The following is a 15,163-nucleotide window of genomic DNA, read 5'->3' on the forward strand; positions in this document are numbered from 1 at the left end:
GCCTGACAGGCCGCGCGGCGGATGAGACAAGAGGAGACAACGCGATGAATCGCTTCGACTACGTGATCGTAGGCGGCGGCTCGGCCGGATGCGTGCTCGCGCATCGGCTGTCGGCCGAGCCGCGGGTGCGCGTCGGGCTGATCGAGGCGGGCGCCGATACGCCGCCGGGCGCGGTGCCCGCGGCGATTCTCGACAGCTATCCGATGCCCGTCTTCTGCGGCGACACGTACATCTGGCCCGATCTGAAAGCGAAGGCCACGCAGCACGCCGCGCCGCGCGTCTACGAACAGGGGCGCGTGATGGGCGGCGGCTCGAGCATCAACGTGCAGTCGGCCAATCGCGGTCTGCCGCGCGACTACGACGAATGGGCCGCTAACGGCGCCGAAGGCTGGTCGTGGCGCGACGTGCTGCCGTACTTTCGCAAGCTCGAACGCGACGTGAACTTTCCCGGCGGCGAATTGCACGGCAGCGACGGACCGGTGCCGATCCGCCGGATCATGCCCAAGGACTGGCCGGCGTTCTGCCATGCATTCGCGAAGGGTTTGCGCGCGAACGGCTTCGCGGAACTTCAGGACCAGAATGGCGAATTCGGCGACGGCTTCTTTCCGGGCGCGTTCTCGAACATCGACGACAAGCGCGTGTCGACAGCGATTGCCTACCTCGACGAAGCCACGCGCAAGCGTCCGAATCTCAGCATCTATTCGAATCTGCGCGTCGAACGCATCGTGATGGAAGGCGCGACGGCCCGCGGTGTCGTCGCGATCGCGGCGAACGGCGAGCGCGTGGGTTTCGATGCGGGCGAAGTGGTGCTGAGCGCGGGCGCGTTGCAGTCGCCCGCGATGCTGATGCGCGCCGGTATCGGCGATGCTCGCCAACTCGTGGCGATGGGTATTCCGTGTGTGGCCGACGTGCCGGGCGTCGGACGCAATCTGCAGGATCATCCGTCGCTCACGTTCTGTCATTTTCTCGAGCCGCGCTTTCGCATGCCGCTCGCGCGCCGCCGCGCGAGCATGATGGCTGCGCGCATGAGCTCGGGCGTCGCGGGCTGCGACGAGTCGGACCTGTATCTGTCGAGCGCGACGCGCGCCGCGTGGCATGCGCTCGGCAACCGGCTCGGCCTCTTTTTCCTCTGGTGCAACCGGCCGTATTCGCGAGGCCGCGTGCAACTGGCATCGCCCGATGCGGCCGTTGCGCCGCGCGTCGATCTGAATCTGCTCGACGACGAACGCGATTTGCAGCGGCTCGCCGCCGGCGTGCGGATGCTGGCGCGCGTCGTCGATGCATCCGGTCTTGGCCGCGATCCACGCGACTTCTTCCCGGCCGCGTTCTCACCGCGCGTGAAGGCGCTGAGCAAGGTCGGCGAAGGCAACGCGCTTCTGACTTCGATCCTCGGCGTGCTGCTCGATACGCCCGCGCCGCTGCGGCGTCTGCTGATCGAACGCTTCTTCACGCGCGGCCAGCAGATGACTTCGCTGATCCACGACGAGCGCGCGCTCGCCGATTTCATCCGCGCGAACGTGTTCGGCGTGTGGCATGCGAGCGGCACGTGCCGCATGGGCGGCGCGCAGGACCTCGACGCGGTCACCGATACCGAAGGCCGCGTGCGAGGCACGCGCGGGCTGCGCGTCGTGGATGCATCGCTGATGCCGCGACTGCCATCGGCGAATACGAACATACCGACCATCATGATCGCCGAGAAGATCGCCGATGCGATGGTCGCCCAGCGACGGGCGAGCGTGGCATCGCCGTTCGCCTCCGCGCACTGACGATTTTTCAACCTCGACAAGAGCGCGCATCCAACAAAGCGCGTCTGTGACACAAAGGAGATGCAAATGTCTGTAGCAGCGCAAGACGGGGCCACCGTGCTTTCGGTCAATCAGCGCCAGGTGATGGGCGCTGTGATGGCTTCATGCTTCGGCTGGGCCCTCGACCTGTTCGACCTGTTCGTATTGTTGTATGTGGCGCCGGTTGTCGGGCGTCTGTTCTTTCCGTCCGAACATGCGATGCTCTCGCTCGCGGCGGTGTACGCGTCCTTCGCGGTGACGCTGCTGATGCGCCCGCTCGGTTCCGCGCTGTTCGGCTCCTATGCCGACCGTCATGGCCGCAAGGGTGCGATGATCGTCGCGGTCGTCGGCGTCGGGCTTTCGACGGCGGCCTTCGGCGCGCTGCCGACGGTCGCCCAGGTCGGGCTCGTGGCTCCGGTCCTGTTTCTGCTGCTGCGTCTCGTGCAGGGCGTGTTCGTCGGCGGCGTGGTGGCGTCGACGCATACGATCGGCACCGAATCCGTCGCGCCGAAGTATCGCGGCGCGGTGTCCGGTCTCATCGGTGGGGGCGGGGCCGGGCTCGGCGCGTTGCTCGCATCGCTCACGTATCTGGCGATGTCCGCGGTCTTTCCCGGCGATGCGTTCGACGCCTGGGGCTGGCGTTGCATGTTCTTCACAGGCATCCTGAGTTCGGTGCTCGGTCTCTTCGTGTTCAACGGTCTGGAAGAATCGCCGCTCTGGAAGAAGCTCGCCGCGGAAAAAGCTGCGAAAGCCGCTGAACAGAAGAAGATCGTCAACGCCGATAACGCGCGCTCGCCGATCCGCACGCTGTTCTCGCGGGAATATCGCGGCGTGCTGTTCGTCAATCTGCTGCTGACTATCGGCGGCGGCAGCGGCTACTACCTCACATCAGGCTATCTGCCGACCTTCCTGAAAGTCGTGAGTCATGCGCCGAACGGCGCCGCCGCCGCGATCCTGATGATCTGCAGCGTGGCCGTGGTGATCGCTTCGGTCGCGGCAGGGCACGTCAGTACGTTCATCGGACGCAAGGGCGCGTTTATCTGGATCGGCATCATCCGGCTCATCGCGATGCCAGCGCTGTTCCTGCTGCTGCCGACCGCGCAAAGCATCACGATGGTCGGCGTCTACGCGGTGCTGCTGTCCGCGCTCGGCAGCGCCGGCTATGCGCCCGTGCTGATCTTCCTGAACGAACGCTTCCCGACCGCGATCCGCGCGACCGGCACGGGTCTGTCGTGGAACATCGGCTTCGCGATTGGCGGAATGATGCCGACCTTCGTTTCCCTCGTCGCGAAGGACGCGGGCCAGTTGCCGTCGACGCTCGCGATCTTCGTCGGTGCGATCAGCGTGATCTTTCTCGTGGGCGCGTTCGTGGTGCCCGAGACGCTCGGCAAGCTCGAAGGCGGTTCCGCGCGCAGTCGATCCTGAGTCATTGGACGTAACGGCGCACGCCAACGGGCGCACGCCTTTCCCTATAGCCGGAGACATCGATGAAATACGAAGAAGACGTTCGTGCGCGTTCCTACAAGTTCCGTGACGAGTATGTCAATGCCACGCCATGGTGGTATCGCGGCGAAATGCACCTCGGCTTCACATTGCTCTTCACCGGCGGCGTGATCGTGTATTGCCTGATGCAGCTTCATGCACCGACGCCTGCCGAATGGCTGGCGGTCATTCCGCTCTTTCTGTTCGGCAACTGGGCGGAATGGGCGGCGCACCGCTACGTGCTGCATCGTCCGACGAAGTATTTCAGCATGATCTACAAGCGCCATTGCGCGGTCCATCACCGGTTCTTCACGCATGTGACGCTTGAATACAAGGGCCACCGTCACTGGCGCGCGCTGCTGTTTCCGCCTTTTGCGCCGGTTGCGTTCGTGCTGGCGGCCGTGCCGTTCGCGCTCGTGATTGGGCTCGTATTCTCCCGCAACGCAGGTTACATCGCGCTGCTCACGATGGCGGCGTACTTTCTGATGTACGAGGGCCTGCATACGCTTTCACACGTCACCGACAGCCCGTTGCTCGACCGCTTTCCGCTCGTCAACACAGTGCGGCGCCTGCACGCCACACACCACGATCCCGAAGTGATGGCGACACAGAACTTCAACCTCACGTTCCCGATCTGCGACACGCTGTTCGGCACGCGCAGCGACGTTCCGAGCCGCGCGCGCGAACCGTTGGAACGCGGCCGCTAAGGCGCCTGGTTCCCCAAAACACCCGTCGTCACGCGCTTTATCTCATCAGTGATAATCGTGATGAGCGCCTGGGCGGCCGGCCCGATCGGCCGCTTCGGATGCGTGACCTGAATGATGTGGCGCACGATCGGCGGCGACGCTATCGTGCGTGCGCGCAAGCGCCCTTCCTCCACTTTCGCCTGCACGACGACGCGCGGCAGGATGGTCGCGACACCGCTCTGCTCGACGAACTGCACGATGGTGCTGAGCAGATCGATCTCGAACTTCGGCTTGATGACGACGTCAGCCGCCATCAGCGCGGCATCGAGCGCGCCGCGCAGGCCGTTGCGGCGCGTGGGCAACACGAATTCGATGTCCGACTGCTGCGTGAGATCGATCTCGTCGGGCAGCTTTGGGCCGTGCTCCACGCTCGTCACCAGCACCATTTCCTCGACCAGCAACGGCTCTACGTGGAGCGTCAGCCGTCCGCGCGGCTTGTTGATGATGGCGGCATCGAGCCGGCCCGATTCGACAGCGTCGATCAGCTGCGCGCTGAAGCCATCGGCGACGGAGACTTCGACTTGCGGGAAAAGCGCATCGAATCGGGCGAGCGATTCGGGCAATACGCTCTGCGCCTCCGACGACACCATCCCCAGCGACACGCGGCCCGTCACGATGACATCGCGACGGCTCAGGTGCTCGCGTGCGTGATCGATGTCGCGCATGATCGGCGTGTAAAGGCGGTACATCAACCGTGCGGCTTCGGTCGGCGCCATGCCGTGCGGCCCCCGCTCGAAGAGCTTCTGCCGAATCTCCGTTTCGAGCTTGGCGATCTGCATGCTGAGCGCCGGTTGCGCGATGTTGAGCCGCCCGGCGGCGCGCGTGACGGTGCCTTCTTCGAAAAGCGCGATGAAGTACTGGATCTGCTTCAGTTCCATGGGACATGGCGTATACGTGACGGGCCGACGAAGATAGTACCGCGCACCGTCTTTCATGAGGTGAGCGTCGTATGACTAACCCACGGTATCCAGTCGCTGTTCCCAGCTGAGCGTCCCTATGCGTGCGACGATCGCGCAACTGATGGGCGCCGATCTCTCCAGGATTCTGCCCGGCACGCTACGTACAGATGCGCTTGGGAGGGTGGTGTGGGGCCAACCTGGCCGGCTTTCGCGCGCGCTGTACCGAGGCTGGCACCTGCCGTCGGCTGACACGTTAGATACTTGAACGAAAGACGCGCAATTCAGGGTTGTTGCGGACAACTCGCGAATCGGGCGAGCCCTCGAGATTCCGGCCGCGTTGCACCGAGCGGTGTACTTGCGGCAGCCTGTCGCGGCCGACCGGCAAGCCAATCGCCGAAAGAGAGTATCGGGCGTGCGAGAAGCCGCTTTCGGGGTAGCGCTCGAAAATCCGGTTGATCTCCGCGACAAGCGGACGGACACGCTCTGGCAACGGCGCGTCAGGCCCCAACGTCAAGGCGGTCTGTCCAAACCTGACAGGTCCGGCCTTGATCATGGCACGCAGCGCGGAATTCGCACTGCCGCGCCCAAACAGTTCAGTGCCATATGCACGGATCATGGCCCGCACAATTGCTTCGGCTGCCGGTGTAAGCGGCGGCATGACCTCAATCAGGCGCAGTTGCGATGAACGGACGTCCGGCGCGGTGAAGCGTCCGATATCGTCGATATCGGATTCCAAACGCTGCGCCGGCAGATCCGCGCTAAAGAGCAGGATCCGGATGCGTTCATAGAGCGCGTCTTCGGCGGGATCGATGACAGCGGTGTCCGTCATTCTCTTTTCCTCGCGCTGAGTTGAGCCCAAACGGCTCGGGATATCGAACCAGAAGCGGATCGACAGGTGTCCAACTCGCGTCCGGCCAGAGGTTGCTGACCGGCGCGCTAGGTCCGTCGAACATACCGGTCCGAAACAACCGAGCGTTGCTGGATCCATGCGATAGCAAGCTCGAGTGCTTCGTCGCGAGCCTCCTGGGCGTTGGCAAAGTCCACATCGACGCCGAGCGTGCGTGTATCGCCGGCCCGGCCGGTGACAATGGCCGCCGCCGCGTAGCGACCCGTCTCCGTGGGGGTTACCATCGGCCGGATCTCGTAGCCGTGATACTCCATCACTTTGTCCGTTTGCATATGACACCTCCGCAAAGCGTCGCGGCGCACCGAGGCGCGAGGCGACGCGGTTTTTCAATCAGTCCTGCAGCCCGCGGCTTGCCGCGTAGACCTAAGCCCGCGACACCGGCATGCGCGAGCAACGTTTCAATGACCGCGGGCGTCGCCCGCGCGTCCGCCCGGCCTGCCCTGCCAGCCCCGCACCCGCGCGTCACGGCGAGGACGACACGCCTGTCGTTGCGATCGCGCAGCCATTCAGCCTGCGTGTCCCGGCACTACGATGTCGGGCGTGCGGCTACCTGGCACGAGGGGCGTCTCCGATCTTTCCCAACCGCCATTGCCGGCGGCTTGCCGGCTTACACGCGGTGAGCCGCCCGGGTGAAGCGCGTCGAGAAACGTTCTGCCCTTCCCTGACAGGTACGCGCGGCGTGCGCCCGAGGCGCAGTGTTCCAGCATGACCAGCTGGCGCTCGAGCAGCGCGTCGAGCTCGGCGCGATTCATGTCGAGCTGGTCCGGCGCCTGGCGAACCAGTATCAGGGTCGCAAATTCGTGTGGACTGAGCATTTCCGTCTCCCATAAAACACAGCCCCTTTAGCAGGCGCACGATGCACAAAAACGACACGCGCTTACTTCAGGCCGTACAAGGGCCGCGCTGCCATGCAGCGTGGCGCTGTTACGCGAGGAAGCGCGCCGGCGAACCGGCGTCGTCTGGACAGCCCGCGTTGGGTGGCGGGTCTCGTGTAATGCGTCGTTTCATGTTCGGCCTCCGGTTCGGGGGCTTGCGTCCGCCGCTGATCGACAGCCCCCTTGTCAATTGGGACGTCGATCGCTGCCAGGCGAAGCCCCGGCACGGACGCGACGATCTCGGCGCAGTCGTCGCTGCTGCGACGGTTGACGGAAAGAAAGGATGCGCATCGCGCGCAGGCTCGCGGGAAAGCCGCAAAGACGCCGGCCACCTGCCGGTGCAGGCGGTCGAATTCGCCTGGCCGGTCGATGCCGAAGAAAAGATCGCTCATGGCTGGCTCCCTGAAACCGGGCCTCTCACGAAGAACGAACCGGACCACGCGCTCCAGTTCGCCCGTCCGTGGAAAAACACCGCCGACAAACAAATCGAAACACGCAGCGCTTATCGCGACTGCCTGAGCGATGATCAAAATAGCGCAAGGAACGGAAATTTCAAGTGGCCATGCAACATGTCACTCAGGAGGCTGCATGGTCGTTTTCGATATGCTTCAGGAACAGATGGACAGTGTGCGCCTGCCACTCTTTGCCGTCACGGTCACGGCGGCTGCGCAGGTGAATACGCCGCTCATCGCGATACTCCACTGGCACGGTTTCCGGCGAGCGACACCGCTTGTCCTGCCCGGCGTTGATATCACTCCACGGACCGTGCCGGCCTCGGCGATCCAGCTTGATGCGCCGTGGCACAGTTTCGAGACCGTGGACTCTCATCAGGTCCACCACTGCGCTGGTCGCCCTCGTTAGATGCGAAAAGTTCTGAGGATTTTCCGCCGAAGGCGCTGGCAGAGAGGGTTGGTAGCGCCGACGTGGGGGCTGACATCAGGCGTCGCGGCGTCACGCATCTGAGTGTCACATGTATCTTGAAATTTTTAGTCAGTGAAGCTAAGTTATATCCAGCTCAGGCAGTGTGCCCCATGATCCACGGGTCGCACACTGCGTGTTTCGATTTGTTTGCCCCGCAGCATGGCAGGCGAACTGGAGCGCGCAAGCCCGTTCTCTTCCTTGCTGCCCCTGAGGAGAAAACGATGAGCAACCTCCATCCACGCTCGGACTCCCCTCTGATCGCGCGCCTCCACCGCACGACGGCCTCTCTTGCCGACGTTCTGCGACCGCTCCCTGAGCGCGCCCGTCGCATGCTCCATGCACAGGTCAATGCGATGCGACCCACGATCCGACAGTTGAGATCACGCATGCGCAGACGCTAGCCGGCGGTGATCAGACAGGCCATACAACGCCAACGCCTTTCACCACGCCGGCGACAGTTGCGTTGCGCCAGATCATGACAATGGTGATCCGATGAATACGGTCAGAACCGAGCCGCGCAACGGCTACGAGATTCGTATCCGGACGGTCCTCGTGCATGGCGTGCGAAACATGGCCTGCGCGGAGGGCCCAGCGAAAGGTATGCCGCGCTAGTGCAGATCGCCCACGAAGGTGAGCTCTACGTGGACTGGCACCTGCCGCAGTGTCACCAACGCTGGGCCAGTCGCGAGCAGGCCGAAGCACAGGCCCTGGGCTACGCAGTCAGACTGCTCGAGCGTCGCCCGTTTCACGGACCGTCGCCGGATTTTCCCGAGGCAGCCTGACGCGGCCTGGCAGAACGTGAGAAGAGTACACAGTTCCGAAGGTGGTCATAATGGAACTTCACATGCATTCACACCATTTCGATCGCCGCATGCCTGAGTGGCCGGCAGCGGTCATCGGCGGTTGCGTGGCAGGCGCGGTTTTCCTGGTGATCGAACTCTTCGCCATGCGGGTCGCTGGACAATCCCTGTGGGTGCCGCTACGGATGATTGCTGCGATCGTGATGGGGCGTGACGCGCTGCAAGCCGCGCCATTCGCATCAGGCGTCGTGGCGGTGGCGCTGGTCACCCACTTTGTGCTGTCGATTTTCTTCGCCGTCATTCTCGCTGTAATCATGGCGCCTTTCAGCCTGGATTCAAATGTCGGACTAGCGTCGCTGGTGGGCGTGGTTTTTGGCGTGCTCCTGTACGCGATCAATTTCCACGGCATGACATACCTGTTCCCGTGGTTTGCCGATGCGCGAGGCTGGGTGAGTTTTCTCAATCACATCCTGTTCGGGCTGGTGGCGACTGACACGTATCTGGCTCTGGAAGGCCGGGAGTCGGACGTCAATGGAAGGACGGGCGCCGGTTGAACAGGACCAACATTCCGGTGGGCGCCCGGTGATGATCCGGACGCATCGAGTGAGGCGGGGGTTCTCGTGTGCGTGTCTAACATTAGCAGGATCACTAATGAGATTTAGGCAAGGCTGTCACGGATGGCGAGGAATCAAGGGTGCCGGGATGCGCTGAAAATCCCTGCTCGCCGGGGATGCCGGCTCTGCGAGCTGCATAGGGTCGCGGACGGCCGGGCGATACATTGAGGCGGTGGGCCATGGACAGGTTTGAGATGAAAACGGCGATCAGTTACCGTAATGTCGCGAAACTTTCCCGCCCCGGGCTGGAAGACTTGATCAGCCGGCTCACGGATCGGCGTCTGACGCCCCATCTGTCGCACTTCCCGTCCGGGCTGGCACGGCTGCAGGCGACGCTGGAAAGGAGCCTGCATCGCAGTCTCTACCGCGTCCGGCTCAGGCTGGTGCTCCCGGGCGCAACGCTTGCGTGCGGCCACGATGCGCCGGAGCCAGAGACGGCGATCGAGCATGCCATCACTGAACTGGAGCGGCAACTGGAACGCCACGTCGCACACCTGCGTCACGAGGACGCCTGGCGTCGCAAGGAGCGGCGCGCCGGGTTGCGGCAACTCAGGACGGCGGTGGCCGAACAGACGGACGCCGCGTCCACGCTGTTCGGCGAGACCGTTCGTCCGCTGCTCGCGTCGCTCCAGCGCTTCGTGCAGCGGGAACTCGCCTATCTTCAGACGCGGGGTGATCTCGCTTCGGACGACCCATCGGTCGACGATATTGTCGACGAGGCGCTCGCGCGCGCCTGCGAGCGGTTTGCTGAGCGCCCGCGTCGGCTCGAACCGCTGCAGTGGCTCTACCAGATCGCACTGGAACTGCTTGAAGCAGAAGTCGCACATCGCCAGATGGAGGAAGGCCGAAGCATCTCGCTCGAGGGCCGGCTGCCCGTCCAGTTGCACGAACCGCGTGAAGACGATGACGAGCTGCTGTTCGAGTACTGGCAGCCCGATGAAGTGCTGCGCCTTGAGGACGTGGTGCCAGCGACGGACGGCACGCCTGAGGACGCCGTCATCTCGAGGGAGCTGCGCGAGCTGGTCGCCGCGCTTCTCGCCGAGCTGCCAGAGCCATGGCGTCGCGCCGTGACGCTCTGCCGTCTTGAAGCGCAGCCGGAAGACGCCGCGGCACAGGTTCTGGGGATTACGGAGGAGGAACTCCGGCACCGGCTTGCCCATGCCGACGCTTTTCTCACGGCGAGGCTCGGTGATCTGCGGCTGACACCCCAGCCGTCGGTCGAGCCTGCCGGTTACATCGCGCGGGGCACGCTGCCGCCTGCATCCGGGCTTTCCAGGGATTTTGACGAGGCGACGCGGCGCGATACCTCACAGGGGGCACGGCCCGTTCATGATTGAGTGCGGACGCTGCAACGTCCGAACCAATGACGGAGGGCAACGATGAAAACAGCCACGAGACCAACGCGAGACCTATGTGGACCGATCATGCGAGCAGGATCATGAAACTCATGCCCTTGCATGACCGGGTCGTGCTCAGGCGCGTGCCGCAGGAGCGTACGACCGCAGCCGGTATCGTCATCCCCGATACTGCGGGCGAAAAGCCGGACGAGGGAGAAGTCATCGCGATAGGCCCCGGCAGGCGGCTTGAGGACGGTCGCCTTTGTGCGCCCGATGTCAACGTCGGCGACCGCGTACTGTTCGGCCCGGCCCCATAGGCCCTTGCCCGGTGCAACTGTGCTTCGTTTGACAGGTCAGGAGGTAGCGCGAAATGTCTGCCAAAGATGTCAGGTTTCATGAACTCGCCCGCCAGCATATTCTCACGGGCGTCAACATCCTTGCCGATGCGGTCAAGGTCACGCTCGGCCCCAGGGGGCGAAATGTCGTCCTCGAGCGCGCGTACGGCGCACCGACCGTCACCAAGGACGGCGTGTCGGTCGCGAAGGAGATCGAGCTGAGCGACAGGTTCGAGAACATGGGGGCGCAGATGGTCAGGCAGGTCGCCGCCAAAACCTCGGATGTCGCCGGTGATGGTACAACCACCGCCACCGTGCTCGCCCAGGCCATCGTACGGGAAGGCATGAAGTACGTTGCGTCGGGCCTGAACCCGATCGACCTCAAGCGTGGCATCGACCAGGCCACCGCGGCGATTGTCGAGGAGCTCAGGAAGCTTTCCCGGGCTGTCACGACCGGCCGCGAGATCACCCAGGTGGGCACCATCTCGGCCAATGCGGATGAGGAGATCGGCAGGCTCATCGCGCAAGCGATGGACAAGGTCGGCAAGGACGGCGCCGTCACCATCGAAGAAGGCAAATCGCTGCAAAGCGAACTCGAGGTCGTAGAGGGCATGCAGTTCGACCGCGGGTGGCTGTCCGCCTATTTCATCACCGATCCCGAAAAGCAGTCCGCTGTGCTTGAAGAACCGTACATCCTCGTGCACGACAGGAAGATCTCGTCGATCCGCGATCTGCTGCCCCTGCTGGAAGCGGTGGCCAAGGCAGGCAAGCCGCTTCTCATCATTGCCGAGGACGTCGAGGGCGAAGCCCTGACCACGCTGGTGGTGAATTCCGTGCGCGGCATCCTGAAAACCGTGGCCGTGAAGGCGCCTGGTTTCGGCGACCGGCGCAAGGCGATGCTGGAGGACATCGCGACGCTGACGGGCGGGCTCGTCATCTCGGAAGAAACGGGCGGCAAGCTCGAAAACGTCAAGCTGGAGGACCTCGGACGGGCGAAGCGGGTGGAGATCGAAAAGGAGGCGACAACGATCATCGATGGCGCCGGTGACCGGAAGACGATCGATGGGCGCGTCCAGGCGCTGCGTCGCCAGATCGACGACACGACGAGCGACTATGACAGGGAGAAGCTGCAGGAGCGCATTGCGAAGCTGTCCGGTGGCGTTGCCGTCATCAAGGTAGGCGCCGCTACCGAGATGGAGATGAAGGAGCGCAAGGCACGAGTCGAGGATGCGCTGCACGCAACGCGCGCGGCGGTCGAAGAAGGCATCGTGCCGGGCGGCGGTGTCGCATTGCTGCGTGCCCGGGCCAGCCTCGGCGACGTACGGGGCGCCAATGCCGACCAGGACGCGGGCATCCGCATCGTGCTGCGCGCACTTGAAGAGCCGCTGCGCCAGATCGCCACCAACGCGGGCGAGGAGTCCTCGGTTGTGCTGAACAGTGTGGTCGGGGAGACGGGCAATTTCGGCTGGAACGCGGCTTCAGACACCTACGGCGATCTGGTGGAGATGGGGGTGGTCGACCCGACCAAAGTGGTGCGCACGGCGCTGCAAAATGCCGCGTCGGTGGCCGGTCTTATCCTCACCACCGATGCCGTGGTTGCTGAACTGCCGAAAGACGAGGCAAAGGCGGTTGTGCCTCCGGTAGGCGATTATTGATATGGCGTTCCGCACGGCGGCAGAGGCGTCCGCCTGCGCCGCCGACGCAGTGCAAAGACTGAGCATCGGCGAGGACATCATGGGCAAGATCATCGGTATCGACCTTGGCACCACCAACTCATGCGTGGCGCTGATGGAAGGCAAGCAGGTCAAAGTGATTGAAAACTCGGAAGGCGCCCGTACGACGCCGTCGGTGGTCGCGTATCTCGATGACAACCAGATACTCGTCGGGGCGCCCGCCAGACGTCAGGCCATCACCAATCCCGGGAATACGCTGTTCGCAGTGAAGCGCCTGATCGGCCGCCGCTTCGAGGAAAAGGAAGTCCAGAAGGACATCGGCCTGATGCCCTACAGGATCATCAGGGCCGATAACGGCGACGCGTGGGTCGAAGCGCACGACGAAAAGCTCGCGCCACCGCAGGTATCCGCAGAGGTTTTGCGGAAGATGAAGAAGACGGCCGAAGACTATCTCGGCGAGCCAGTCACGGAAGCCGTGATTACCGTGCCAGCGTACTTCAACGACAGCCAGCGCCAGGCGACCAAGGACGCGGGCCGTATTGCGGGGCTCGAAGTCAGGCGGATCATCAACGAGCCGACCGCTGCTGCCCTCGCGTTCGGTCTGGACAGGCAGGAAAACCGTGACCGCAAGATCGCCGTATTCGACCTCGGTGGTGGCACCTTTGACATATCCCTGATCGAGATTGCCGACGTGCGCGGTGAAAAACAGTTCGAGGTACTGTCGACGAACGGGGACACGTTCCTCGGCGGTGAAGATTTCGACCAGCGCATCATCGACCATCTCGTCGGCGAGTTCAGGAAGGAGCAAGGCATTGATCTGTCGAAGGACGTGCTCGCACTGCAACGCCTGAAAGAAGCGGCCGAAAAGGCGAAGATCGAACTGTCTTCGAGCCAGCAGACCGAGATCAACCTGCCCTACATCACGGCAGATGCCTCCGGGCCGAAGCATCTGAGCGTGAAGCTCACGCGCGCCAGACTCGAGGCACTCGTCGAGGATCTGATCGAGCGCACGATGGAGCCGTGCCGAATTGCGATCAAGGACGCCGGGTTGTCCACGGACAAGATCGACGACGTCATCCTCGTTGGCGGCATGACGCGGATGCCAAGGGTGCAGGAGGCGGTCAAGGCGTTTTTCGGACGCGAACCCCGCAAGGATGTCAATCCCGACGAGGCGGTCGCCGTGGGCGCGGCGATCCAGGGGGCAGTGCTGTCCGGTGAACGAAAAGACGTGCTGCTGCTTGACGTCACGCCGCTCTCGCTTGGCATCGAGACGCTCGGCGGGGTCATGACCAGGATGATCGAAAGGAACACCACCATTCCGACCCGGTTCTCGGAGGTTTTTTCGACCGCGGACGACAACCAGTCGGCAGTCGGCATCAAGGTCTATCAAGGCGAACGCGAGATGGCGAGCGGGAACAAGCTGCTAGGTGAGTTCAAACTGGAAGGCATCCCTCCTGCGCCGCGTGGCATGCCGCAGATCGAGGTGATGTTCGACATCGATGCGAATGGAATCTTGCATGTGTCGGCCAGAGACAAGGCGACGGGCAAGGAAAACCGGATCACCATCAAGGCCAGTTCGGGCCTGTCCGAAGGCGAAGTTGAAAAGATGGTGACAGACGCCGAAGCGCACGCCGCGGAGGACCATCGGCTGCGTGAACTGGCCGAGGCGCGCAATCAGGGCGACGCCCTGATACACCGCACGCGCAAGGCCCTCGGCGAATACCACGAGAAGCTGAGTCCGGACGAGAAGGCAAAGATTGAAGCCGCGATCAGGGAACTGGAGGCCGCGCTCAAGGGTTCCGACCGGGACGAAATCGACGTCAGGACCCGCGCACTCGCTACCGCCTCGCAGCAACTCGGAGAAAAAGTCTACGCAGACGTGCAGTCACAGGGGAGCAGTCCCGGGCCTGCGACCAGCCCGCAAGAGGCAGGCCGCCCGGGGCAAGACTCGGACGATGACGTGATCGATGCGGAGTTCAGGGAAGTGAACACCAAACGGTGACGCGCAGGTGGCAGCACTGGACGGTAAGAGGCCTTCGCCATGAAGAGACGATTGTGCGGATTACTCGCGGCAGCGGCGATTGCCGGTTTGTGGCCAGAGACCACGATGCCAGCCAGCCCGCCGCTGCCGACGTTGCCTCTGCAGCGCGATATCTGGATCACCGGGACAATCGGACGTGGCAGCGGGACGTATGCGCCGGGCGACTATACGACGATCACGCTGGATCGCCCCTCGACCTCCCCCTGCACTGACAAGGTGGTGACCGACATCCTCCTTGGCGAAGGCGGTGCGATGCCCCCCACACTCCTGCTGCCGTATCTTAACCAGCGAGTCGCCGTCAGGGGCCGCGTGATCTGTCCAGAATCCGGCATTCAGTTTGAGCCGCAGCCGGACTTCGTGTTTCCGATCTGGTGAGGCGCGTGTCCAGTCGCGTGCCACGCGCACATCGGGCGTCGTGTGTTGCGACCAAGGCGGCGATCTTTTAGCGCACTCGTCCCGGTGCGGGCGCAGATTGCCTTCGGTGTCACGGTAGACATCGCAGGGATACTAGAAGCCGACGACAGAGCCAGCGCCGAAGCGTTGTCCCAGCAACAATAGCCGCTCGCGCAAGCAGACGGGCTTGTCTTGATCTGCAAGCGCCGCTATTAGATGCATAATACTTAGTCGAACCTGAACAATCCGGAGAGCCTTTTGCAGCAAGGGTTTGAAGCGGAAAGTTGTTGATGCATTTGCAGGAACCTGGCAGATTATGGGTAGTTTCCTGCAAATTCTGTCGAGGTCTGGATGGG

Annotated in this window: 14 protein-coding genes and 2 pseudogenes; 10 read left to right on the forward strand and 6 right to left on the reverse strand. The window is 63.4% G+C overall.

Annotated features, from left to right (window positions below):
- Positions 1–44 precede the first annotated feature (44 nt).
- The 3 genes from AB4Y34_RS15110 to AB4Y34_RS15120 all read left to right on the forward strand — a co-directional run bounded on the left by AB4Y34_RS15110 (position 45) and on the right by AB4Y34_RS15120 (position 3,973).
- The gene (locus tag AB4Y34_RS15110) at positions 45–1,766 is read left to right on the forward strand and encodes a GMC family oxidoreductase (RefSeq protein WP_368716464.1); all 1,722 of its coding nucleotides are present in this window, start codon (positions 45–47) and stop codon (positions 1,764–1,766) included.
- A gap of 66 nt (positions 1,767–1,832) precedes the next feature.
- Positions 1,833–3,209, forward strand: coding sequence for an MFS transporter (locus AB4Y34_RS15115; RefSeq protein WP_176383225.1), 1,377 nt, complete (start codon positions 1,833–1,835; stop codon positions 3,207–3,209).
- 62 nt (positions 3,210–3,271) lie between these two features.
- Complete coding sequence (locus tag AB4Y34_RS15120; RefSeq protein WP_368716465.1) at positions 3,272–3,973, forward strand: sterol desaturase family protein; 702 nt, start codon at positions 3,272–3,274, stop codon at positions 3,971–3,973.
- Here the strand turns inward: AB4Y34_RS15120 and AB4Y34_RS15125 are convergent.
- From AB4Y34_RS15125 to AB4Y34_RS15145, 5 genes are all read right to left on the reverse strand, one after another.
- Positions 3,970–4,890, reverse strand: coding sequence for a LysR family transcriptional regulator (locus AB4Y34_RS15125; protein WP_368716466.1), 921 nt, complete (start codon positions 4,888–4,890; stop codon positions 3,970–3,972). The two genes, AB4Y34_RS15120 and AB4Y34_RS15125, sit on opposite strands and share 4 nt — an antisense overlap.
- 274 nt (positions 4,891–5,164) lie before the next feature.
- Positions 5,165–5,740: a hypothetical protein gene (locus tag AB4Y34_RS15130; protein WP_368716467.1), complete on the reverse strand. Its 576-nt coding sequence runs from the start codon at positions 5,738–5,740 to the stop codon at positions 5,165–5,167.
- Between the two features lie 107 nt (positions 5,741–5,847).
- Positions 5,848–6,090 carry a hypothetical protein gene (locus AB4Y34_RS15135; RefSeq protein WP_176122110.1) on the reverse strand — a complete coding sequence of 81 codons (243 nt, stop codon included), beginning with the start codon at positions 6,088–6,090 and terminating at the stop codon, positions 5,848–5,850.
- A 234-nt stretch (positions 6,091–6,324) separates the two neighbouring features.
- On the reverse strand, positions 6,325–6,633 hold the full coding sequence (locus AB4Y34_RS15140) for a hypothetical protein (protein ID WP_368716468.1): 309 nt from the start codon (positions 6,631–6,633) through the stop codon (positions 6,325–6,327).
- A 62-nt stretch (positions 6,634–6,695) separates the two neighbouring features.
- Positions 6,696–7,085 carry an Hsp20/alpha crystallin family protein gene (locus AB4Y34_RS15145; RefSeq protein WP_368716469.1) on the reverse strand — a complete coding sequence of 130 codons (390 nt, stop codon included), beginning with the start codon at positions 7,083–7,085 and terminating at the stop codon, positions 6,696–6,698.
- A gap of 196 nt (positions 7,086–7,281) precedes the next feature.
- On the opposite strand from AB4Y34_RS15145, the pseudogene AB4Y34_RS15150 reads away from it, so the two are divergent.
- The 7 genes and pseudogenes from AB4Y34_RS15150 to AB4Y34_RS15180 form a co-directional block, all read left to right on the forward strand.
- Positions 7,282–7,518: pseudogene (locus AB4Y34_RS15150) on the forward strand (diguanylate cyclase); the annotation flags it as partial.
- A gap of 928 nt (positions 7,519–8,446) precedes the next feature.
- A complete protein-coding gene (locus tag AB4Y34_RS15155) occupies positions 8,447–8,968 on the forward strand; it encodes a hypothetical protein (RefSeq protein WP_176383280.1) in 522 nt (173 codons plus the stop codon).
- 254 nt (positions 8,969–9,222) lie between these two features.
- Entirely contained in the window at positions 9,223–10,365 is a 1,143-nt protein-coding gene (locus AB4Y34_RS15160; RefSeq protein ID WP_368716470.1) for a sigma factor-like helix-turn-helix DNA-binding protein, read from the forward strand.
- A gap of 101 nt (positions 10,366–10,466) precedes the next feature.
- Positions 10,467–10,670: pseudogene (locus AB4Y34_RS15165) on the forward strand (co-chaperone GroES); the annotation flags it as partial.
- Between the two features lie 65 nt (positions 10,671–10,735).
- The gene (groL, locus tag AB4Y34_RS15170) at positions 10,736–12,355 is read left to right on the forward strand and encodes a chaperonin GroEL (protein ID WP_368716471.1); all 1,620 of its coding nucleotides are present in this window, start codon (positions 10,736–10,738) and stop codon (positions 12,353–12,355) included.
- 79 nt (positions 12,356–12,434) lie between these two features.
- On the forward strand, positions 12,435–14,375 hold the full coding sequence (dnaK, locus tag AB4Y34_RS15175; RefSeq protein ID WP_176383279.1) for a molecular chaperone DnaK: 1,941 nt from the start codon (positions 12,435–12,437) through the stop codon (positions 14,373–14,375).
- 39 nt (positions 14,376–14,414) lie between these two features.
- Positions 14,415–14,789, forward strand: coding sequence for a hypothetical protein (locus tag AB4Y34_RS15180; RefSeq protein ID WP_176122102.1), 375 nt, complete (start codon positions 14,415–14,417; stop codon positions 14,787–14,789).
- A gap of 132 nt (positions 14,790–14,921) precedes the next feature.
- Here AB4Y34_RS15180 and AB4Y34_RS15185 read toward each other — a convergent pair.
- The coding region (locus AB4Y34_RS15185; RefSeq protein ID WP_368716472.1) for a hypothetical protein at positions 14,922–15,163 on the reverse strand (242 nt) is incomplete at its 5' end.

The sequence above is a fragment of the Paraburkholderia sp. BR10954 genome (genome assembly GCF_040965775.1).
GTDB lineage: Bacteria > Pseudomonadota > Gammaproteobacteria > Burkholderiales > Burkholderiaceae > Paraburkholderia > Paraburkholderia youngii.

Bases quoted from the DNA above. Each gene is read 5' to 3' on its own strand.
- AB4Y34_RS15115 (WP_176383225.1), top strand. From the start codon at position 1,833: ATGTCTGTAGCAGCGCAAGACGGGGCCACCGTGCTTTCGGTCAATCAG.
- AB4Y34_RS15160 (WP_368716470.1), top strand. From the start codon at position 9,223: ATGAAAACGGCGATCAGTTACCGTAATGTCGCGAAACTTTCCCGCCCC.
- AB4Y34_RS15110 (WP_368716464.1), top strand. From the start codon at position 45: ATGAATCGCTTCGACTACGTGATCGTAGGCGGCGGCTCGGCCGGATGC.
- AB4Y34_RS15135 (WP_176122110.1), bottom strand. From the start codon at position 6,090: ATGCAAACGGACAAAGTGATGGAGTATCACGGCTACGAGATCCGGCCG.
- AB4Y34_RS15145 (WP_368716469.1), bottom strand. From the start codon at position 7,085: ATGAGCGATCTTTTCTTCGGCATCGACCGGCCAGGCGAATTCGACCGC.
- groL (WP_368716471.1), top strand. From the start codon at position 10,736: ATGTCTGCCAAAGATGTCAGGTTTCATGAACTCGCCCGCCAGCATATT.
- AB4Y34_RS15125 (WP_368716466.1), bottom strand. From the start codon at position 4,890: ATGGAACTGAAGCAGATCCAGTACTTCATCGCGCTTTTCGAAGAAGGC.
- AB4Y34_RS15155 (WP_176383280.1), top strand. From the start codon at position 8,447: ATGGAACTTCACATGCATTCACACCATTTCGATCGCCGCATGCCTGAG.
- AB4Y34_RS15130 (WP_368716467.1), bottom strand. From the start codon at position 5,740: ATGACGGACACCGCTGTCATCGATCCCGCCGAAGACGCGCTCTATGAA.
- AB4Y34_RS15180 (WP_176122102.1), top strand. From the start codon at position 14,415: ATGAAGAGACGATTGTGCGGATTACTCGCGGCAGCGGCGATTGCCGGT.
- AB4Y34_RS15120 (WP_368716465.1), top strand. From the start codon at position 3,272: ATGAAATACGAAGAAGACGTTCGTGCGCGTTCCTACAAGTTCCGTGAC.
- AB4Y34_RS15140 (WP_368716468.1), bottom strand. From the start codon at position 6,633: ATGCTCAGTCCACACGAATTTGCGACCCTGATACTGGTTCGCCAGGCG.
- dnaK (WP_176383279.1), top strand. From the start codon at position 12,435: ATGGGCAAGATCATCGGTATCGACCTTGGCACCACCAACTCATGCGTG.